The sequence below is a fragment of the Seonamhaeicola sp. ML3 genome (assembly GCF_023273855.1).
Lineage (GTDB): Bacteria > Bacteroidota > Bacteroidia > Flavobacteriales > Flavobacteriaceae > Seonamhaeicola.
In genome coordinates, this window is record NZ_CP096884.1 from 520,921 (window position 1) to 543,422 (window position 22,502).

The 22,502-nt window shown below is 35.0% G+C and carries 21 protein-coding genes; 14 read left to right on the plus strand and 7 right to left on the minus strand.

Translation table 11 applies throughout. The features are described from left to right. Positions 1-49: 49 nt before the first annotated feature. Both M0214_RS02465 and M0214_RS02470 read right to left on the minus strand, forming a co-directional pair. Complete coding sequence (locus M0214_RS02465) at positions 50-1,225, minus strand: GlmU family protein (protein WP_248723895.1); 1,176 nt, start codon at positions 1,223-1,225, stop codon at positions 50-52. A 142-nt stretch (positions 1,226-1,367) separates the two neighbouring features. After that, the gene (locus M0214_RS02470; protein ID WP_248723896.1) at positions 1,368-1,619 is read right to left on the minus strand and encodes a type B 50S ribosomal protein L31; all 252 of its coding nucleotides are present in this window, start codon (positions 1,617-1,619) and stop codon (positions 1,368-1,370) included. 161 nt (positions 1,620-1,780) lie between these two features. Between M0214_RS02470 and M0214_RS02475 the strand changes: the two genes are divergently transcribed. The 7 genes from M0214_RS02475 to M0214_RS02505 all read left to right on the plus strand — a co-directional run bounded on the left by M0214_RS02475 (position 1,781) and on the right by M0214_RS02505 (position 8,802). Beyond that, a complete protein-coding gene (locus M0214_RS02475) occupies positions 1,781-2,314 on the plus strand; it encodes a DUF4199 domain-containing protein (protein ID WP_248723897.1) in 534 nt (177 codons plus the stop codon). Between the two features lie 38 nt (positions 2,315-2,352). After that, positions 2,353-3,300, plus strand: a complete 948-nt coding sequence (locus M0214_RS02480) for a glycosyltransferase family 2 protein (RefSeq protein WP_248723898.1) — start codon at positions 2,353-2,355, stop codon at positions 3,298-3,300. A gap of 100 nt (positions 3,301-3,400) precedes the next feature. Then, a complete protein-coding gene (locus M0214_RS02485) occupies positions 3,401-5,131 on the plus strand; it encodes a phospho-sugar mutase (RefSeq protein WP_248723899.1) in 1,731 nt (576 codons plus the stop codon). Further along, a complete protein-coding gene (locus M0214_RS02490; protein WP_248723900.1) occupies positions 5,131-6,969 on the plus strand; it encodes an ABC transporter ATP-binding protein in 1,839 nt (612 codons plus the stop codon). Before M0214_RS02485 ends, M0214_RS02490 begins: the two co-directional genes overlap by 1 nt. A gap of 299 nt (positions 6,970-7,268) precedes the next feature. Continuing rightward, positions 7,269-7,811: an RNA polymerase sigma factor gene (locus M0214_RS02495; protein ID WP_248723901.1), complete on the plus strand. Its 543-nt coding sequence runs from the start codon at positions 7,269-7,271 to the stop codon at positions 7,809-7,811. A gap of 33 nt (positions 7,812-7,844) precedes the next feature. Then, entirely contained in the window at positions 7,845-8,327 is a 483-nt protein-coding gene (locus tag M0214_RS02500) for a hypothetical protein (RefSeq protein WP_248723902.1), read from the plus strand. Positions 8,328-8,343: 16 nt separating this feature from the next. Next, positions 8,344-8,802 carry a Spy/CpxP family protein refolding chaperone gene (locus tag M0214_RS02505; protein ID WP_248723903.1) on the plus strand — a complete coding sequence of 153 codons (459 nt, stop codon included), beginning with the start codon at positions 8,344-8,346 and terminating at the stop codon, positions 8,800-8,802. 99 nt (positions 8,803-8,901) lie between these two features. Here M0214_RS02505 and M0214_RS02510 read toward each other — a convergent pair whose 3' ends face one another. The 4 genes from M0214_RS02510 to M0214_RS02525 all read right to left on the minus strand — a co-directional run bounded on the left by M0214_RS02510 (position 8,902) and on the right by M0214_RS02525 (position 12,095). Then, complete coding sequence (locus tag M0214_RS02510) at positions 8,902-9,951, minus strand: oxidoreductase (protein WP_248723904.1); 1,050 nt, start codon at positions 9,949-9,951, stop codon at positions 8,902-8,904. 82 nt (positions 9,952-10,033) lie between these two features. Then, entirely contained in the window at positions 10,034-10,663 is a 630-nt protein-coding gene (locus M0214_RS02515) for an SCO family protein (RefSeq protein WP_248723905.1), read from the minus strand. A gap of 52 nt (positions 10,664-10,715) precedes the next feature. Then, positions 10,716-11,282 (minus strand): toxin-antitoxin system YwqK family antitoxin, encoded by a 567-nt coding sequence (locus M0214_RS02520; protein ID WP_248723906.1) that lies wholly within the window; start codon positions 11,280-11,282, stop codon positions 10,716-10,718. Next, on the minus strand, positions 11,283-12,095 hold the full coding sequence (locus M0214_RS02525; RefSeq protein WP_248723907.1) for a YHYH protein: 813 nt from the start codon (positions 12,093-12,095) through the stop codon (positions 11,283-11,285). 107 nt (positions 12,096-12,202) lie between these two features. Here M0214_RS02525 and M0214_RS02530 point away from each other — a divergent pair, with 107 nt between their 5' ends. From M0214_RS02530 to purL, 7 genes are all read left to right on the plus strand, one after another. Then, a complete protein-coding gene (locus tag M0214_RS02530) occupies positions 12,203-13,414 on the plus strand; it encodes an RsmB/NOP family class I SAM-dependent RNA methyltransferase (RefSeq protein ID WP_248723908.1) in 1,212 nt (403 codons plus the stop codon). Positions 13,415-13,689: 275 nt separating this feature from the next. Further along, entirely contained in the window at positions 13,690-14,553 is an 864-nt protein-coding gene (locus M0214_RS02535) for a fructosamine kinase family protein (protein ID WP_248723909.1), read from the plus strand. A 178-nt stretch (positions 14,554-14,731) separates the two neighbouring features. Further along, on the plus strand, positions 14,732-15,289 hold the full coding sequence (locus M0214_RS02540) for a DUF2975 domain-containing protein (RefSeq protein WP_248723910.1): 558 nt from the start codon (positions 14,732-14,734) through the stop codon (positions 15,287-15,289). Beyond that, positions 15,286-15,498: a helix-turn-helix transcriptional regulator gene (locus tag M0214_RS02545; protein WP_248723911.1), complete on the plus strand. Its 213-nt coding sequence runs from the start codon at positions 15,286-15,288 to the stop codon at positions 15,496-15,498. The genes M0214_RS02540 and M0214_RS02545 overlap by 4 nt, the downstream gene beginning before the upstream one ends. Positions 15,499-15,580: 82 nt before the next feature. Further along, positions 15,581-16,807, plus strand: coding sequence for a hypothetical protein (locus tag M0214_RS02550; protein WP_248723912.1), 1,227 nt, complete (start codon positions 15,581-15,583; stop codon positions 16,805-16,807). A 234-nt stretch (positions 16,808-17,041) separates the two neighbouring features. Continuing rightward, positions 17,042-17,623 (plus strand): hypothetical protein, encoded by a 582-nt coding sequence (locus M0214_RS02555; protein ID WP_248723913.1) that lies wholly within the window; start codon positions 17,042-17,044, stop codon positions 17,621-17,623. Between the two features lie 282 nt (positions 17,624-17,905). Further along, positions 17,906-21,577 carry a phosphoribosylformylglycinamidine synthase gene (gene purL / locus M0214_RS02560; RefSeq protein WP_248723914.1) on the plus strand — a complete coding sequence of 1,224 codons (3,672 nt, stop codon included), beginning with the start codon at positions 17,906-17,908 and terminating at the stop codon, positions 21,575-21,577. Between the two features lie 160 nt (positions 21,578-21,737). Here the strand turns inward: purL and M0214_RS02565 are convergent, their stop codons facing one another. Beyond that, the gene (locus M0214_RS02565) at positions 21,738-22,064 is read right to left on the minus strand and encodes a GIY-YIG nuclease family protein (protein ID WP_248724923.1); all 327 of its coding nucleotides are present in this window, start codon (positions 22,062-22,064) and stop codon (positions 21,738-21,740) included. Positions 22,065-22,502 lie beyond the last annotated feature (438 nt).

Consider the following 22,502-nt stretch of genomic DNA (forward strand, 5'->3'; position numbering starts at 1 on the left):
AAAAAAAAGCCTCATAACCCTCAATTATAAAAAATAAAGTTACTGAATATTATTCACGCCTGTATTTTTTGGTTTCTTCGAAAACATATTCCAGAATCGCTTTATCTTCTTCTGTAAATTCTTGTTTTCGCCTATCCATTACTACTTGGGCGACCTCAAATGCTTTTCGGGTTAAATATGTTGTAAAACCTGCACTTCCACCCCAACTAAAGCTAGGGACAAAATTTCTTGGAAAACCACTACCAAAAATATTGGCACTCACCCCCACAACGGTGCCCGTATTAAACATTGTATTTATACCAGCCTTGCTATGGTCTCCCATCATTAATCCACAAAACTGCAAACCAGTTCTTGCAAAACCTTCAGACTCGTAATCCCACAACCTCACTTCGGCATAATTGTTTTTTAGGTTAGAGGTATTGGTATCTGCTCCCAAATTACACCACTCTCCTAAAACGGAGTTACCCAGAAATCCGTCATGACCCTTATTTGAATAGCCAAAAATTACAACATTATTAATCTCTCCACCAACTTTACTGTAAGGCCCTATAGTTGTAGGCCCATAGATTTTAGCTCCCATATTTACTTTGGCGCCTTCACATAAGGCAAAAGGCCCTCTAATCATACTGCCTTCCATAATTTCAGTATCCCTCCCGATGTATATTGGACCTCCGGAAGCGTTCAAAGAACACAATGGTAACTGAGCACCTGGTTCAATAAAAATATTTTCTGATTGAAAAACAACTACCTGATCGGGAATTGGCTCGGATGCTCTGTTTTTCGTAATTAATATGAAATCTTCTTGAATAGCTTTTCCGTTTTTTGAAAAAATATCCCAAGTATTCTCAATTTTAATACAATCTTCTTCAAATTCTACAACTTCAAAAGCACTAAAATCTATATCTTCTTGGCCTTCTTTTGTGAAAAAGGCAACAATATCTTCACCTTTAAACACTGCTTGGTTATCTTTCAAATTTCTTATGACTTCAACCATCTTAGAATTAGGAAGGTAAGAAGCATTAATCATGATGTTTTCTTCTAGCTCCACCATAGGAAACTTTTCAGACAGATAGTCTTCGGTAACCGTTGTTGTAGTAGTATCTAGAAAGGATTCCCATTTCTCTCGAATTGTTAAAATACCAACTCTAATGTCTGCCACAGGACGCGTATAGGTAAATGGTAATAAATTATTTCTTGATGGGCCGTCAAAAAGGATGTAATTCATGGGAAATATGAAGTTTGAAATTTGAAATTCCTAAAAACACCCAGCATTTAGCTTTGTGCTTAGAACAAATGTATACCAATTGCGCAAAATAAAAAAGCCTTTCTAAATTAGAAAGGCTTGGTAGTTTTATAGAATCTTAAGTTTACTTTTTAAACTTAGCGTATTTAGTTTTGAACTTATCGATACGACCAGCAGTATCTACTAATTTAGATTTACCAGTGTAGTAAGGGTGTGATGTTCTTGAAATCTCCATTTTTACAAGCGGATACTCAACACCGTCAACCTCAAGAGTTTCATTTGTTTCTGCAGTAGATTTTGTTAAAAACACATCGTCGTTAGACATATCTTTAAATGCTACTAATCTATAATTTTCTGGGTGTATATCTTTTTTCATCGCTTTGAGCTTTAAAAATCTTTAATTTTTCGAGGTGCAAATTTAAGTAATTTTTATAACTGCACAATACTTTTTTACTAATTTTTATTTCATTTTTTTGTGTAACTATTTGGTATCTTTGGTTACTAACCTACCAACTAACAAAATATTTCAACTTTATCATGGAAAAATCTGTAAAATCTAACGCAGTTAATCTTGGACTTTATCTGGCTATTATTCTTTCACTCTATACCGTAATTGGATATGTAGTTAATCTTGAATTGTTAATCAACTTTTGGATGATATTCTTGGTTTTACCCATAATCATATTAATTTTTGGAATTTACACTATTGGCAAAACGAAAAAATTACAAGATGGCTTTGCCAGTTTCAAGGAGGCCTTCTCTTCCTACTTTATCACTGTAGCTGTCGGTATTTTTGTAAGCACGCTCGTAAGCTTCATATTGTTTAACTTCATTGACCCCGAAGCTGCTTTAGAACTAAAAGAAATCGCTTTAGAAAAATCGGCTGAAATGATGAAAAGTTTTGGCGCACCACCAGAGCAAATTGCCCAACAAATAGAAGCCGCTGAAAAAAAGGATACACAATCCCTTAAGTCTCAAGTATTGCAATTGGCTCAAAGTTTAGTTTTCTTCACTATATTAGGTCTTATTGTTGCGGCAATAATGAAAAAAAACAGGCCTGAGACAGAATAATTTCTGTACTTTTGGCTTAGCAAACTATAAGTCATTTCATGAACATATCTGTAGTTATACCACTACTTAACGAACAGGAATCAATAAAAGAATTACACAATTGGATTGCAGATGTTATGCAATCCAATCATTTTTCTTACGAAATCATTTTTATTGATGACGGTAGTACAGATGAGTCGTGGAAAATTATAAATACCCTTGCCTCTAAAAACAGCACTGTAAAAGGCATACGTTTTTTAAAAAACTTTGGGAAATCGCAAGCATTACATGCTGGTTTTGAAAAAGCAAAAGGCGATGTAGTTATAACTATGGATGCCGATTTGCAAGACAACCCCAACGAAATCCCCGAGCTTTATAACATGATTACTATAGACGGGTATGATTTGGTTTCTGGTTGGAAAAAAAAGCGTTACGATTCTGTTATTTCAAAAAACTTACCCTCTAAATTATTTAACTGGGCTGCACGAAAGACTTCTGGAGTAAAGTTGCACGATTTTAACTGTGGCTTAAAAGCCTACAAAATAGATGTTGTAAAAAACATTGATGTTAATGGTGAAATGCACCGCTATATCCCTGTACTTTCCAAAAACGCTGGCTTTACCAATATAGGGGAGAAAATAGTAAAACATCAAGCTAGAAAATACGGTGTTACCAAGTTTGGGATGAATCGCTTTCTACATGGATTTTTGGACCTTATAACCATTTGGTTTATTTCACGTTTTGGTAAACGCCCCATGCATTTGTTTGGAGCGCTTGGTGTTATTATGTTTATCATAGGCTTTAGCTTTTCTATATATCTAGGCATTGACAAACTATTCTTAAATCCTACGGGAAGGTTGATTACAGAGCGCCCACAATTTTATATAGCGCTATCAACCATGATAATAGGTACACAATTTTTTGTAGCTGGTTTCTTGGGGGAGATTATATTGCGCTCAAAACAAGACAAAACGCGCTACTTAATTAAAGATGAAATAAACTTATAAATCACATAAACCCTAATTGGTCATTCGTTAAAAATGACTTTTTATAAACTAAATTTTTAATCATTATAATTACTTTTGCAGTATAAAATTCAACCACGTTATGATTTACATTGAACCAAAAATTTTAAATAGGATAAACACTTGGCTTACTCCAACTTTTGATGAAGAAACTCAGCAATTTATTAAAGATAGCATTGCTAATAACCCAAAAGACATACAAGAAAGTTTTTATAAAGATTTAGAATTTGGTACCGGTGGTATGCGTGGTATAATGGGCATAGGCACCAATAGAATAAATAAATATACCTTAGGAAAAAGCACACAAGGCTTAAGTAATTATTTAAAAGCATCGTTTCCCGATGAAACAATTAAAACTGTTATTGCCTACGATTGTAGACACAATAGTAAAACCTTAGCAAAAGTGGTTGCCGATGTCTTTTCTGCTAACGGTATAGAAGTCTATTTATTCGAAGATTTAAGACCTACTCCAGAACTATCTTTTGCGGTAAAGCATTTAAATTGTCATTGTGGTATTGTATTAACCGCATCTCATAATCCTCCAGAATACAATGGATACAAAGTATATTGGCAAGATGGTGGACAATTAGTACCGCCACATGATGGTGCTGTTATTAAGGCCATTAACGATATTGATTATGCAGATATCAAGTTAGACTCTAACGAATCGTTAATTAACTACATAAGTACAGATATTGATAACGCTTTTGTTGATGCCTCGGTAGAAAATGGTAGCTTAAATTTAACCCAAGAAGCTAAAGATAATCTAACGGTAGTGTTTACCTCACTGCACGGCACTTCGATTACAGCTGTACCAGAAACACTTAAACGTGCTGGTTATAAAAATGTTCATATCGTAAAGGAGCAAGAAGCTCCAGATGGCGGTTTCCCTACAGTAGAATCTCCTAATCCCGAAGAGCCAGCAGCCTTAAAAATGGCCTTGGAATTGGCCGAAGAAGTGAATGCCGATATCGTAATTGGAACGGACCCAGATTGTGATAGATTGGGTGTTGCGGTTAGAAACCTGAATAATGAATTAGTGCTTTTAAACGGAAATCAAACTATGGTTATGATGACCGATTTCCTTTTAAAACAATGGAAAGCACAAGATAAAATCAAAGGAAAAGAATTTATTGCTACCACTATAGTATCTACTCCTATGCTTTCAACCATTGCTAAATCTTATGGTGTAGAGAACAAGATTGTTTTAACAGGTTTTAAATGGATTGCCAAACTCATCAAGGATTTTCCAGAGCTTAATTTTATTGGTGGTGGAGAAGAAAGTTTCGGTTACATGGTAGGTGATTTTGTTAGAGATAAAGATGCTGTTACCTCTACACTACTTGCCGTTGAAATCGCAGCTCATGCAAAAGCAAACGGAAGTTCGGTTTACGAAGAACTAATAAAACTTTATGCAGAACACGGATTCTTTAAAGAAAAACTTGTTTCACTCACAAAAAAAGGTATAGAAGGTGCCGAGGAAATCAAGCAAATGATGGTCGATGCCAGAGAAAACCCCTTAAAGGAAGTCAATGAATCTAAGGTAATTAAAATCGAAGATTACCAATTATCTGTGTGTAAAAATATGGTAACTGGTCAAAAAACAGATATTAAAATACCTAAATCGAATGTATTGATTTATTACACAGAAGACGGTACGCAAGTAGCGCTTAGACCTAGTGGTACAGAACCAAAAATAAAATTCTATGTAAGCGCCAATACAACTCTAGATTCTGTTTCAGATTTTAAAAATGTAGAAAAGGCATTAGATTCTAAAATCGATGCGGTACTCAAAGACATGAACCTTATTTAATGAAGTACTTTAAGCAGATTTTAAGGTTTGCTGTTCCTTATAAAAAATATGCCATATTAAATATTATTTGTAATATTTTCTATGCCCTTTTTAGCGCTTTATCTTTTATAGCCTTAATTCCCATGTTAGATGTTCTATTTGAGAAGGACCTCTCCACGGGTAGCGCCAAGAAAGAAATAGCCAAACCTGTTTTCGAAGGGGTTTCCAAAACTTTGGATTTCTTTAAGGATTACATGGCATATCACATCAACGAATATGCTTTTAACGACCCTTCTAAGGCCTTAATATTGGTAACATCGTTAGTGATTATCCTATTTTTTATCAAAAACATCTCTAACTATTTCGCCATGTATTTTATAACGTTTTTGCGAAATGGTGTTTTAAAAGATGTTAGAAACACATTATTCAAAAAAACTGTAGAACTACCTATTTCATATTATTCGGAAAAAAGAAAGGGAGATATTATGGCAAGGATATCTACAGATGTACTAGAGATTCAACATTCCTTTTTATCAATTTTAGAACTTATAGTTAGAGAACCTTTAACTATAATTTTCACCATAGTAATGATGCTTTTAATTAGCGTTGAACTTACTGTATTTGTTTTCATTTTTATACCTGTTACTGGATTTATAATTTCTAGAATCGGGAAATCACTCAAACGCAAATCAGACCGGGTTCAAAAGGAACAAGGGGAGTTTTTATCTATAATAGAAGAAACCCTAAGTGGGCTTAAAGTTATCAAGGGCTTTAATTCTGAAGCTATATTCAACCGAAAATTCCAAAACTCGACCAATAGATTTTATAAATTTTCGAACAGGCTTCTTAACCGACAGAATTTAGCATCTCCTACCAGCGAATTTTTAGGCATAACCGTAATAGCCATATTGCTTTGGTTTGGTGGAAGAATGGTATTGGTAGACGGTACTCTGGACGGTAGTGACTTTATAGCTTACATGGGATTAGCATATAACATACTTACTCCTGCTAAAGCCATAAGTAAAGCCAGTTATAATGTAAAAAAAGGCAATGCAGCCGCAGAACGTGTTCTTGAAATATTGAATACAGAATCGTCTTTAAAAGACAAGCCCAATGCGAAAGTTAAAGCAGAATTCAATAGCGATATTTCCTTAAATAACGTATCGTTTAAATACGAAGACGATTATGTCTTAAAAGACTTTTCCATTAAAGTCCCAAAAGGAAAAAGTGTTGCCTTAGTTGGCCAATCTGGAAGTGGAAAATCTACCATCGCCAATCTTGTTACCAGATTTTACGATGTTAACAAAGGTAGTATTACTATAGATGGTGATGATATTAGAGATTTGACCAAACACTCCCTTAGAGACTTAATGGGACTAGTAACCCAAGATTCTATATTGTTTAACGACACTATTAAAAATAATCTGCTTCTTGGTAATGAAAATGCAACCGATGATGAGATTATTGAAGCTCTAAAAGTTGCTAATGCTTGGGAATTCGTAAAAGATTTAGATGGTGTCTTGGACTATAATATTGGTGACTCTGGAACAAAACTTTCTGGCGGACAGAAACAACGTTTAAGCATTGCCAGAGCCGTATTAAAGAGTCCGCCTATAATGGTACTGGATGAAGCAACATCTGCTTTAGATACCGAGAGCGAACGTCTTGTTCAAGTGGCTTTGGAAAATATGATGAAAAATCGAACTTCAATTGTAATTGCCCATAGGCTGTCTACAATTCAAAACGCCGATGAAATCATTGTACTCAATAAAGGAGAAATTGTAGAGCAAGGTAAACACAAAGCGCTAATCGAAAAAAATGGCACTTACAGAAAGCTTGTTGAAATGCAGACGCTTTAAAAAGAGCGATAACTTATAAAAAGTAAAAAAGGATAGTGATTTGGGGGCAACTATCCTTTTTTTTATTCATGGTCAGACTTGGGGACGACTAACCAACATAAGTAGGTTTCTTGTACAAACTTATAATAAATAAGGTTGTCCACCAAGAAAAAATAGTATTTTATCGCTTATAAATGCATTTCATCGATAATTTATTTTCAAATATCAGAATTTCAATCAATTACAAAACCCGTTTTTGATTAAAATTTTAGTGTTTAAACTTTTACTATATTTATTAGTCTAATGACTAAATTTTGTTTGTGACCCAAGAAGAAGAACTATTACAAAAGCTGCAGTCCAACACCCATAAAGAACAGGCTTTTAGAGAATTAATTTCGCTCTATAAAGAACGGCTCTATTGGCACATAAGACATATTGTTAAATCTCATGACGATGCAGACGATGTACTGCAAAACACCTTCATAAAGGTTTTTAGAAACATCAATAACTTTAAGGGCAACAGTAAATTATATTCTTGGCTGTATAGGATAGCAACAAACGAGTCTATCACATATATTAACAAAAACGCTAAACGATTACAAATATCAAGTGAGGAAGTTCAACAATTGGCCATTAACAACCTAGCTTCTGATGTCTATTTTGAAGGTGAGACCATTCAATTAAAATTACAAGAGGCCATTGCCACGCTTCCAGAGAAGCAACAATTGGTATTCAACATGAAATATTTTCAAGATTTAAAATATAAAGAAATATCAGAAATTTTAGAAACTAGCGAAGGCGCCCTGAAAGCATCATACCATATTGCAGTAAAAAAAATAGAAAGCTATTTAACTCAAGATTAAACCTTTAAAAAAATATAGAGTCTTATAGATAAGATGAAAAAAGATAAATTACATAACTTAAAAGATAACGGTTTTAAAGTACCCGAAGGTTATTTTAATGGGCTTGAAGACCAAATAATAAGTGAGTTAAAACTAAAGGATATAACGAAAGAACCAGGGTTTAAAATACCTGGCACATACTTTGATACCCTTGAAGACACAATAGTTTCAAAAACTAAGCATAAAGAAACAAAAGTTGTTAAACTCTTTAGTAAAAAAGTCGTGCTTTACGCGTCCAGTATAGCTGCAGCCATCTTACTTTTGTTTAACTTATCTATCTTTGAAAAAGAGAACATTGAACCAGATTATGCTTCTTTAGAAAACTATCTTTTAAACGAAGATATCAGCGCCTATGAAATTGCCTCTTTCTTAGAAGAGGAAGACCTTACAGAAGAAAATTTTGTAGAGTTCAATATAGACAAAGATGCTGTAGAAGATTATATATTTGAAAATTTAGACGTAGAAGATCTATATTAACGATAAACGATTGAAAATGAAAACATATATACTACCCGCAATACTATTTCTATTCGCCTTAAATATGGCGAATGCCCAGCCTCAGGATAGAGAAAGAATAGAAGCCTTAAAGGTGTCTTTCATCACAGAACAGTTGGATTTAACCAAAAAAGAAGCTCAAGCATTTTGGCCCATTTATAACGAATTCGATAAAGTTAACGGTGAAATAAGACATCAAGAAATGCGAACCGTTAGGAGAGAAATAAGAGAAAATCTAAACACAATGTCTGAAGAAAGAGCTTCAGAGTTATTGAAAAAATTAGAAAACTTAGAATCTAGAATTCAAAAAAGCCGTCAGGAATTCATGTCTAAAATCCAGAGTGTGTTACCTGCTAAAAAAATCATCAAATTAAAGATTGCTGAAGATGATTTTAAACGAAAAATGCTTAACCAATGGAAAACCCGACGAAAGGGCCCAGAAGGTAAAAGACAATAAACAGAAGAGATTGCCCTAGAACAACTGTCATTCTGAATTTATTTCAGAATCTGAAACAGTTCAGATTGACAAATGTGACGCTTTAGGCAGTCTCTTTTTTTATTCCCTAAATGTTATTTTAGAAATTTTACCTGCTCCAGCAGCATAAGCAACAGAATCATTTAAAAAACGAATGGTATAAAAACCCTCATCGCTTAAATGCTTCCAGGTATCTCCAGAATCATTGCTGTAGTCTATGCCTTTAAAACCAACAACAACTAATTCCTTTCCGCCCCGATTAGGAACATACTGTACACAACTCCTGTAACCAGGGTTTTGGTTTTCGGCCACGAGTTGCCAAGTTTTACCACTATCAGAAGTTTTTATTTTATTAGCAGTATTTTCGTCGGGCTTGGTATAGTCACCCCCAATGGCAAACCCGTTTTGCTCATCATAAAAATCGATAGAATAGATACCCGTAGTTTCCTTTCCTTGAACAATAGGTGTATTGAACACCTCCCAAGATTTACCTCTATCTGGAGAATACAGAACACGGCTTACTTTTCCCCCAGTTGCAACCCAAGTATGATCTCCAACAATAGCAATATTAGTATCGCTAGCAGCAAAAGCGGCTTCACTAGCTTTGGCTTTTGGTAGCACATCACAGGGTAATTTCGCCCAAGTACCTCCTCCATCTCTTGTAATAATTACACTCATACAGTCTGTTGTTGGGTCGCCTATAGCAATACCCTCTTGGTCATTCCAAAACGCCATGGAATCATAAAAAACCTTAGGATGATTTTCATAATAAACCAACCATCCATCTGAAAACAATTTTGCCGGACTGCCAATTGACAACGTAAACGTTTTATCACCTTGAAAGGCAATGGACCTAAAATTACTGGGCTTTAAGGAATCTTCAGTAACACTCCAATAATTTCCAACTTCGAAGTCTTTCATATAAGATAAGACACTTCTATATATTTCTCCTCTTGAACTAGCTGCCACTACCCTTCCTTCATTTATTTCCAATGCCCTGACATTCAACAAAGAATCTTCCAAAATATGGCTTATTTCTATTTCACTAATATTTCTATGAATAAATTTGGTTTCCTTTTTACAAGAAAAACTAAAAATCACTAGGATTGCCAAAAGAACAAGTTGCTTCATAACATGTATTTGTATAAAAATAAGAAAGCCCCACAATTAATTGTGAGGCTTTCAAAAAAAAAACTAGGTTTATTAACCAAATCTAACTTTCCTGTTTTAATATATCTATATGTCTATAAAGTCGCTCTACATCTAACGGAAGTGTACCATTATAAACACCTCTAATAAAGCCTTGTTTATCTACCAGTATAAAATTTTCGGTATGAATAAAATTACTCTCATCTTGAGTTTTCACAAAATCCTCGTCGGCAAAATAACCTGCTCGTGCCATATGATACAATACCTCCTTATCCCCTGTAACCAAATGCCATTTTTCATTATTCACACCATTCCTTAAAGCATAGTCTTTTAGAACAGGAACCGAATCTCGCCATGGCATAACGGTATGAGACAACAATAATATGTCTTCATCTTGTTCGTAAGTTTTCTGAATCTTACCCATATTTTTGGTCAACTTTGGGCAGATACCTGGACAGCTAGTAAAAAAGAAATCTGCAATATAAATTTTCCCTTCAAATGTTTTATTGGTAATGGTTTCGTCTTCTTGATTCGTAAATGAAAATGCTGGTATTTTATGAACCCCTTTATCCCAATTTGGAGTAAAATCTGCTGAATTAAAATAAGGCAATTTAGTTACTCCCTTATGCACTTTCTGCTCTTCTTTGCATGAAATGAAAATTAAAAACGTTGCTATTAATGTGATGTATTTCATTCTTTGATTTCTTATGAGATTCTGAAAAAAAGTTCAAAATGACAACACATTGTCATTTTATCTCGTCACTATCTTTAGTTACGGTAAAGCACTTTTTTAATCCTACGAGCCCAAAACGCTCTCCATCAATTACTTCATAGTTAGATTTAATGCTACCATCTATCTTCCATAACTTTTGGGAACCAGACTCTTTTCCGTTCTTATAATTAAAATCCATAGAGCGTTTTCCATCGGCATACCATTCTTTTACATTGCCATGAAACTCACCTTTGTTGTTAAAAGTGTAAACAAATTTCTGAGCTCCGTTTTGCCACCAAGCCTTATGGATTCCTACTTTAACACCTTGATTATAAAATCTTTCAAGCGCTAATGCACCATCTTGAAACCACTGTTTTTCAGAACCTTGTTTTCTACCTTCGGTATAAAATATCTCAGATTGTATTTGTCCGTTTTGAAAATGGCTAACTAATTTTCCTGTAAACGGGCTGTCTTCAAATTTTAACACGCCATTATCTAGATTAAACGCTTTACTGGTAGCATCAACAATCAGGATTTCGTCTTTCTTGCAAGAGACAAAAACCAAAAAGAACAGAACAATATGAAAAAGAGTGTGCTTCAATTAACGTGAAATATTCCCTGGCGTACCATAAAAGCCATTTCCATTTAAATAAGGATCTTCGCTAGTAATATGGTAATGATAAATACCATCAGGAAAATCTGCCGTAGCATGAGAATGACCGTGATAATCGTCTAAATCTGAATTGGTGATTTCTTTTCCACTTTCCATTGGTCCATATACCGGGAAACCATCTGCTAATAATCCTAAAAAGGCATCATCTCCAAACTGCTCGGTTAAATACGCAGGTTCAATATGATAATGATAAACACTTCCACCTGTTGGGTGACCGAGCCATTGATCAAAAGAATTAATTTCTCGAGTTAAGGGAGAACCTCCTGCAGCATATTGATTAAAAAATACAACCCCATTTCTCGAAATTCCAATAGGCCCCATAGGCGTAGCTTCTTTATTTGTGGCTTCCTCAGGGTTTAAAGTAATTGTAAACACAATATTTTGTGTTCCAATTCTATTAGGGTTTATTCGAAATTCGCTGTTTGTTCCGTTGTATTCAGCATGCAAAGGATTAGATTCTGGCCAATACGGACTGGTATGATTGGGTAAATCTTGAGTAATGAAAGTTACCGTATTACCATTCACCTCGTAAGACAATCCCGTTCCAGAAAACTTAGACAGAATACTACTAATATCGTAACTCGTATTATCTGGCTCTGGTTCCACTGGGTTCTCTGTATTATCCATATTGTTATTATTATCCTCTTCTTGATTTACAATAACATCATCACCGCTAGAGCAGGCTATAAAAATAATAGTCAACAACAATGGTAATGCTAGTAATTTCTTTACATTTTTCATAATTCATTTTCTTTAAGGGGTTATTTTATAGACTTTCTAAAAGAAGAAAGGTTTAAATCGTCCTAAAATCTTTTTGTTGGTTACCTTTGCACCCAGATTTGGTAGATATGAGATTACACAGAAACTTATGCTTTGCGGTTATTGATGGTTTGACCGATATTTTCAATGAAGACAATTATGCCGATAAAGTCATTCAGCAGCTATTAAAAAGAGACAAACGTTGGGGTGCACGTGACCGCGCTTTTGTTGCAGAAACCACTTATGATATAGTACGATGGAAACGCCTTTATGCCGAAATTGCTGAAGTCAAAGAACCTTTTAACCGTGATAATCTTTGGCGTATGTTTGCCGTTTGGGCAACCTTAAAAGGAATTAAGCTACCAGATTGGAAATATTTTGTTGGTACACCTACCAGAAAAATAAAAGGCCGTTTCGATGAACTTTCTAAAATCAGGAAATTTAGAGAATCTATTCCAGATTGGATTGATGAACTTGGTATTGAGGAATTAGGTGAGAAAAAATGGACCAAAGAAATAGCGGTCCAAAATAAACAGGCCGATGTTATCTTAAGAACCAATACCCTAAAAACTTCTAAAGAAAAACTACAAAATATTTTATTCGACGAGAATATTGAAACCGAATTTATAAAAGGTTATTCGTCGGCTTTAAAACTAAAAGAACGCGCTAATGTTTTTGTAACCGATGCGTTTAAAAACGGTCTATTCGAAGTTCAGGACGCCTCATCGCAGTTGGTGGCTGATATGCTTGATGTAAAGCCAGGCATGAAAGTCGTAGACACTTGTGCCGGTGCCGGTGGAAAAACACTACATATTGCTTCCTTGATGGAAAATAAAGGCCAAATTGTGGCCATGGACATCTATGAAAGCAAACTTAAGAAGCTTAAAGTTAGAGCAAGACGAAACGGTGTTCACAACATAGATCTAAAGGTTATAGATTCCACTAAGCCTATTAAAAAACTTCACAATAAGGCACACCGTGTGCTTATAGATGCCCCTTGTTCTGGCCTTGGTGTTTTAAGAAGAAACCCAGATGCCAAATGGAAATTAGAACCTGAGTTTCTTGATCAAATAAGAGGTATTCAGCAAGACATTCTACAGCGTTATTCTAAAATGGTAAAGTCGGGCGGAAAATTGGTGTATGCGACATGTTCTGTGTTACCTTCGGAAAATGAAAATCAGGTAAATGCATTCCTAGATTCTGAAGCCGGTAAAGAGTTTACCTTTGTAAAAGACAAAAAAGTATTGGCTCACGAATCTGGTTATGACGGCTTTTACATGGCGTTGTTAGAGAAGCATTAACAATAAGTCTTTGTCATTCTGATTGCCCGTGCTGAGCGGATTCGAAGCAAACGTAAGAATCTGTTTAATGAGGTGACCAATATTATTCAGGCTTGTTCTAAAACAACGAGATTGTCACGTCGCTACACTCCTCACAATGACGGCGTGCTTGTTTGGTTTTGTCAACCTGAACTCGTTTCAGGTTCTCACAATAATTAATAATTGAAATTTGAGATTCTGAAACAAGTTCAGAATGACAACTAGTAATGTTTTAAACAGTCTTTTTATTTTTACATATGGCAAAAGAAGACTTGAAAAAACATCTTGGAAACATACTTTACGAAAACATTGAAAATTTACAACCTATTAGCGGCGGCGATATTTCACAAGCCTATAGAATTGACACAAACAATTCAAGTTATTTTTTAAAGTTGAACGGTGCAGACAAGCTCAACATGTTTAAAACCGAAGCCTATGGCTTAGAACTGATTGCTAAAACAAATACTATTAAAACACCTAAAATTTTAGCTTTCGATGTATTTGAAAACTCGGCTTTTCTATTAATGGAATTTGTGGAGTCCAAATCACCAACAGCCCAAGACTTTAAAGCATTGGGTAAGCAGTTAGCTGCATTGCACCAATGTACATCGGAAAGTTTTGGACTTGACACAAACAACTTTATTGGCAGTCTAACTCAGTCTAACAACCAACATGAATCTTGGACCGATTTCTACATTGATGAACGCCTAATACCTCAACTAGACCTCGCCAAAAGCAAAGGACTATTAAACGCTAAAGAGATTCCCTTGACCTCAGCAATGAAAGACGCTTTACAGACTCTTTTCCAAAACATAAAACCATCGCTTTTACATGGCGATTTATGGAGTGGCAACTACCTCATTGCTTCAAACGGGACGCCTTACCTGATTGACCCAGCAGTTTATTACGGACATAGCGAAATTGATATCGCCATGACCAAACTGTTTGGTGGATTCTCTAATCATTTTTATGAGGCATACTTTGACACGATGCCTCCAGATGACTATACAAATCAACGCATTGAGATTTACCAATTGTATTATTTGTTAGTGCATTTGAATTTGTTTGGACGAAGTTATTATGGTTCCGTAGCCTCTATTTTGAAAAGTTTTTTTTCTTGACTTTATAAAATTACAACCACGTTAGTTTAATACTTGCTATGCATCACTCTAACCGTTTTAAAACGTTATTATAGGATGCCCTCAGTATCAAGAGCATGTATTAAAATTAAATTTTATGAAAATTATTTTATGTTTTACATAAATTTATTTACGTTTGTATTAATAAAAGTTATTACTCATGAAACGAAATAAAATAATTCAGACCACATTAAACCTTAATAGATTCACTTTTTGGTTGTCAATAGTTGGAGGGACTGCACTTATTCTTTATATAGGCTATTTATTTATTTTTCCAGAATCGTATCCCGATATTAAAATTTTAAATGATGGAAATATTTCAACCTTTTACTTATGTACTGAATGTGATTATACTGCAAAAAGTATCCCTATTACGGAAGTTGGTTCAGAAATGAAAATCTGGATACTACTGCGCCTAGCTACAATGGGTTTACTATTTATATTGATTACTAATGAAGTAATCAAAATTTTAAAATCAGTTAGAGATTATAAAACATTCCATAATCAAAACATGTTGTATTTCAAACGAATAGCTAAATATACCTTAGCAATCGCCTTTTTTAGAACCATCAATTTTGTTGACGAGGGACAACACGGGATAGGTTTAGAAATAGGGTTTCCCCTAGATTTGTTGCTATTTGCGTTATTCAGCCTAAGTCTTAGTGAAGTTTTTAAAGAAGGTCAACTCTTGCAAGAGGATAAAGATTCAATATTATGAGTATCGTTATAAATCTGGATGTAATGCTGGCCAAACGTAAAATGAAGCTAAAGGACTTGGCAGAGACCATTGGTATATCTGAAACCAATCTCTCCCTACTGAAAACAGGTAAAGTGAAAGGTATCAGGTTCAATACATTGGATAGCATTTGTGAAGTATTGGAATGCCAACCTGGAGATATATTAGAACACATCCCTCCAGATTCGTAAAATGATATCACTTTAAAAACTATTAGAAAGGAGAAAAGGCTGCTACTCTAGAAAATATTAAAATCAATAATTCTTAACGATTATGAAACTATATGCTATCATAGCAATCATCTTATTGTTTAACTCTTGCAATCCTGCCGGAAAAAACACCAAGGAATTAGTCATGGTTAATACACTAGAAAGCCCTGTAACACTTCCTTATGAGATGATTAACGGATTAATTGTTATCAAGCTGCAAATAAATAATTCTAAACCGTTAAATTTTGTTTTAGACACGGGTGCTCCCATCACCTGTATTTTTGAATCTGATAGAGCCATTGGATTTCAAGACCCTTTAGATGAACATGACAAAATTGGTTCACATACAGAAACATATATGGAAAAGCCCGTGAAATTTATTGATGGATTACATCTCAAATTGAATGATGATATCTTTCTTAAAAATCTATCTGTAGGGTTGTGGCCACCAGAACTGTTTTTTAAAAGTACTTCTTATGACAATGTGCCATATGATGGTATAATAGGTTATGACTTATTAAGGTTTGTAATGTTAGAAATTAACCAAGAAAGTAAAACCATAACATTACATAATCCAAAGGAGGCTATTTTACCAGACGATTGGGTTTATTCCAATCTTGAATTCAAAAACAATAAGCCTTATTGCAATATTAACTTACGGATCAAACCAGAAGACGAAAATATCCCACTAAAAGCACACTTAGATTTTGGGAACATAAACCATATGTGGGTAAAAACAAATCCTAGCAAAAACATAATTGCCCCAGTAGAAAGTAAAGAACAAGTTATCGGTATGTCATTAGATGGCAAACCAATGATGGGAATTTCATGGCCAATTCATAGTTTAGAAATTGCTGGATTTATTAATTGGGCAGTACCAATTAGGTTTTCTTCTACTGGGCATTCTCGAGATAAGAACAGAGAGGGACATATTGGCTTGAGAGAGCTAGAACGCTTTAATTTATTGATTGATTACCATAATGAACGCCTTGGGATTAGCCCTATCAAAGAATCCTTTACAATCGATGATGATTCCTTAAAATCATACGAAGGGAAGTATTCATCTCCAAACCTTTCTTATATCATAAAATTGGAGGCAAAAAGAAATCTCTTATATCTTTCAGCAAAAGGAAAGAATCCAATTCCTATGGTTCCCATAAACAACTCTACGTTTAGTTTCAAACCAATGAATATTAGGATAATTTTTTCAAGAAACGAAAACGGCGAAATTGATTATACTAAGTTCACCCTTGAAGAAACCAAAAAAGAGTCAACTTGGACAAAACTTTGATTTTATTTTACGAAATTATTACGGTTTGGTAAAATCAATTCTTCAAAAATACTTTTAACTTATCTGTCATTCCTGCGTAGGCAGGAATCTATTTTGGTTAAATTATGTGTATTCCCACCTACGGAGGAATGACAAAAGGCTTGATTTTGTAAAAAATTTCATCTACCTTCGTTTAACACTGGATATAAGACATTGAAACGTCGCATATCCAAAAGTTAGCAGTGATTTGAGAAAATGGAATATACATTAATACTTCTTGGAATTTTTATTGTTGCTATTTCCAGAGCATATTATTTGGATTATAAAAGTGATAAAGAAGAATTTAATTTCTCTTTAAAAAATGTTGGAAAAAAAGTTCTTGAATATTGTTTTGTTCTATTGATAATATTTGGAATTAAATCCGCGTACACTTATTTAATTCCTTTAAATAAAACTAATGGAATAGAATATAACTCTGAACGATTGAAATTAGGAATCCCACAAATATCAGACAATCTCAAGCACATTCCTGAATGGTCAGAGCAATTCGAAATAGTTTGGTATGATGAGAATTCAAAAAATGGACATTTCAAAAAAGTTGTTGAATATGGAGTTTTAAATGTAAAATCTGAAACTGACTATTACAAAAATGAAAACAAAAAAGATATTTATGTATGGTCGGAATATGATTTTACCGATAACTCGTTCGCATATTTTATGGCAAAACCTAATGATAAAGTTGCTTCCATTTCGGAAAATGGACGACTGAAAATTGAAAAACCAAGAATAGAGCAGGAAATAAATAAATCGGAATTTGAAAAATTTATAAACGAATAAAAACTACCGGCAACAATGGCTAGAACTAATCACTTTTCTCGGCTAGTTCTGAAAATCCTCGCGGATTTTCTGTTTGGTGGGTACTTGCAAAGTTTTAATAAACCACGCAACTACTCATTGCCGATACCATTAAGCAAAGAGTTTATATTCCCCAAAAAAACAAAACCTACCCTTGTTAAAAACCCCGTTAACAACCCCTATTCCTTTCCTTAAAAAACCTCCATTGAATCATGAAAAAAGTGTATTTTTGCGTTTTCATTTTTCATATAAAAAATCATAATAATGATTCATTTCTTTGGAAACACTAGCGGCAAAGTATTTGCTGTACAATCATCAGAAGAATTATCTACTGAAATCATTTCGAAATTAACCTGGTTATTTGGCAACCAGCCTAAAATAGAACAAGCATCATTAGATGCTTTTTTTGTTGGACCTAGAGCTGCCATGATTACCCCTTGGAGTACCAATGCTGTGGAAATTACTCAAAACATGGGTATTACCGGAATTATCAGAATTGAGGAATTCCAAGCGGTTTCTGATGATTTCAAAGATTACGACCCCATGATTTCCGAGAAATTTAATGGATTAAATCAAGAATCATTTACCATAGATATTGAGCCAGAACCTATTTTAGATATTAAGGACATTGCGGCTTACAACATTCAAGAAGGCTTATCGTTAAGCGACGAAGAAGTTGCCTATTTGGAAGGTGTTTCAAAAAAAATTGGTCGTCCGTTAACCGATTCCGAAGTTTTCGGATTTTCACAAGTAAATAGTGAGCATTGTCGCCATAAAATCTTCAATGGAACTTTTGTCATTGATGGTGAGGAAAAACCAACTTCATTATTCAAATTAATTAGAAAAACTTCCGAAGAGCATCCAAATGATATTGTTTCGGCCTACAAAGACAACGTCGCCTTTATTCAAGGGCCAGTAGTTGAGCAATTCGCACCAAAACGTGCCGATGTTCCAGATTATTATACTACTCAAGATTTTGAATCGGTGATTTCATTAAAAGCCGAAACGCATAACTTCCCAACAACAGTTGAGCCATTTAATGGCGCTGCAACGGGTTCTGGTGGAGAAATTAGAGATAGATTAGCAGGTGGAAAAGGATCTCTTCCTTTAGCAGGAACTGCGGTTTATATGACCTCTTATTCACGTTTGGAAGAAAACAGACCTTGGGAAAAAGCGTTTGAAGAACGTAATTGGTTATACCAAACCCCAATGGATATTTTAATAAAAGCATCTAATGGTGCATCCGACTTTGGAAACAAATTTGGTCAGCCATTAATTTGTGGTTCGGTATTGACTTTTGAGCATGAAGAAGAAGCACAAAAATTAGGCTTTGACAAAGTGATTATGCTTGCTGGTGGTATTGGTTACGGTAAAAAAGACCAAGCCTTAAAAGACACGCCGAAAACAGGTGATAAAATCGTTATCCTTGGTGGTGAAAACTACCGCATTGGTATGGGTGGTGCCGCGGTATCAAGTGCTGACACTGGTGAATTTGCTTCTGGTATTGAGTTAAATGCGGTGCAACGTTCTAATCCAGAAATGCAAAAACGTGCTGCTAACGCGGTACGTGGTATGGTAGAAAGCGATGAAAACTTTATCGTTTCTATCCACGACCACGGTGCTGGCGGACACTTAAACTGTTTGTCTGAGTTGGTTGAAGATACTGGTGGAAAAATCGATTTAGATGCACTACCTGTTGGTGACCCTACCCTGTCTGATAAAGAAATTATTGGTAACGAATCTCAAGAACGTATGGGATTGGTTATTTCAGAAGAACATATTGATACCCTAAATAAAATAGCCGATAGAGAGCGTTCGCCAATGTACACTGTTGGTGACGTTACAGGTGATGACCGATTTACGTTCCAATCTAAAACCAAGGGTAATACCCCAATGGATTTAGCTATGGAAGATATGTTTGGTAGCTCTCCAAAAACCATCATGACCGATAAAACGGTTAAACGTAATTATGCAGATGTTAGTTACAACTCGGATGATTTCTACAACTACCTAGACCAAGTTTTACAGTTAGAAGCTGTAGCTTGTAAAGACTGGTTAACAAATAAAGTAGACCGTTGTGTTGGCGGAAAGGTAGCTAAACAACAATGTGTTGGACCGTTACAAATCCCGTTGAACAATGTAGGTGTAATGGCACTGGATTTTAGAGGCAAAGAAGGTATTGCTACCTCTATTGGGCACTCTCCAGTTTCAGCTTTAATAGACCCTGTTGCTGGTAGTAGAAACTCTATTACAGAGTCATTAACCAATATTATTTGGGCACCTTTAAAAGACGGACTGAAAAATGTATCGTTATCTGCTAACTGGATGTGGCCTTGTAAAAACGAAGGTGAAGATGCTAGATTATACGAAGCGGTTCAGGCAGTTTCTGAATTCTCAATTGATTTAGGAATCAATGTGCCTACAGGAAAGGATTCTTTATCCATGAAACAGAAATACCCGAATGGTGATGTGATTTCTCCAGGAACGGTAATCATTTCTGCTGGTGCCAACTGTAACGATATCAATAAGGTTGTTGAGCCAGTTTTAAAGAAAAACGGCGGCGATATTTATTATATCAATATCTCTCAAGACGACTTTAAATTAGGGGGAAGTTCCTTTGCACAAATCGTTAATAAAATTGGTAATGAAGCACCAACAGTTAAAGATGCGGGCTATCTTAAAACCGTTTTTAATACCATTCAGGATTTAATTAGAGACGAACAAATTGTTGCTGGACATGATGTCGCTTCTGGTGGATTAATCACTACGCTTTTAGAGCTATGTTTTGCTGATACTAATATTGGTGCTGAATTAGACCTTTCAGACCTTAATGAAAAAGACTCATTAAAACTGTTGTTCTCTGAAAATGCAGGTATCGTCATTCAGTCGAAAGATAGCTCAATTGAAAAAGTACTGTCTGATGCTAATATTACGTTCAGCAAAATTGGATCGGTAACAGAAAGTGACAACTTAAGTATCATTAATGGAACTGATGTATTTACTATGACTATCTCTAGATTAAGAGATGTTTGGTACAAGACGTCTTTCTTGTTAGACCAAAAGCAAACGGCTAACGGTCTTGCTGAAGAACGTTACAACAATTTTAAAAACCAACCTTTACAATATACATTCCCTGAAAACTTTACGGGGAAACTTGCGGATGTCATTCAGAGCGATAGCGAAGAATCCCGTCCCAAAGCAGCCATTCTTCGTGAAAAAGGAAGTAACTCTGAGCGTGAAATGGCTAACGCTATGTACTTAGCTGGATTTGACGTGAAAGATGTTCATATGACCGACTTAATTTCTGGTCGTGAAACCTTAGAAGACATTCAGTTCTTAGGTGCTGTTGGTGGGTTCTCAAATTCGGACGTTTTAGGTTCTGCCAAAGGATGGGCAGGCGCTATTAAATACAATGAAAAAGCAAGACAAGTCATTAGAAATTTCTTTGACAGGGAGGACACCCTTTCTGTTGGAATCTGTAATGGATGTCAACTTTGGATGGAATTAGACCTCATCAATCCAGACCATGAGATTCATGGTAAAATGCGCCATAATGATTCTCATAAACACGAAAGTTCATTTACTTCGGTTAAGATCCAAGAGAACAATTCGGTGATGTTATCGTCATTAGCTGGAAGCACTTTAGGTGTTTGGATTTCGCATGGAGAAGGAAAGTTCAATTTACCATATGCTGAAGACCAATATCATATTGTTGCTAAATATGGTTATGAAGGTTATCCTCATAACCCTAATGGTTCGGACTTTAACACGGCAATGATGTGTGATAAGACTGGACGTCATTTAGTGACCATGCCGCACATAGAGCGTTCTACGTTCCAATGGAACTGGGCTAACTATCCCGACGGACGTAAAGACGAAGTGTCTCCATGGTTAGAGGCTTTTGTGAATGCTAGAAAGTGGGTTGAGAAGCATTAAGCAAACCTTGTCATTCCGAACTTGTTTCGGAATCTCATAAACGTAACTTATCACCCTATCCCAATAGCTGTCAGAGTATTTTGGGGTCTAAAGATATTTATAGTTAGGATGCCATTAGATGCTGAAACAAGTTCAGCATGACACAAATCTGAAGGACTTGTCACCCTGAACTTGTTTCAGGGTCTACTCCCAAAGGCTTCCAAAGATTGTCCCAATTTGGATTAATACTTTCAATCAAATTGATTTTCCATTCCCTATGCCAATTCTTTAATTGCTTTTCTCGTCTAATAGCATCTTCAATAAATTGAAACTCTTCATAGTAAACGAGCTTTTTAAGTTTATACTTTGCAGAAAATGATTTTTCTTTTCCTTCGATATGCCTTTCCATTCTGTCATCCAGCCCTCCGGTGACACCAATATATAAAACGCCTTTTGGTTTATTAGTGATAATATAAACCCAATAGTTGTGATAAGCTCGTTTAGGTATGTTGTTTACTTTTAATTAACTAGGATACCGAAACAAGTTCGGCATGACAAAACCGATGTGAATTGTCAATCTGAATTTATTTCAGATTCTAATAAACAACTTAATTTAACAGATGCTGAAACTAGTTCAGCATGACATAAAACTTGATAAGAAACCCCGAAGTTGTACTTCGGGGTTTCAATCAAAAAAAGAAAAACGGAAAACACTATAAAGTTGTTTTTATCGTCATTAAGCAAGTACCCATCTACTTACTAAACAAACCGTAAACGACAACTTTAAGTTCGGTTTAAATTCTTTTGTATCATTTAAACTACTCACAAATAGGTTTATAAATTTATATGTTATTTGAAGGTATTTTCATGACTTAAATCATATAAACTATTTAAAACCAAAGATTTTTTGAACATCAATTTTGAGCAAAAACCCCGAAACAAAATT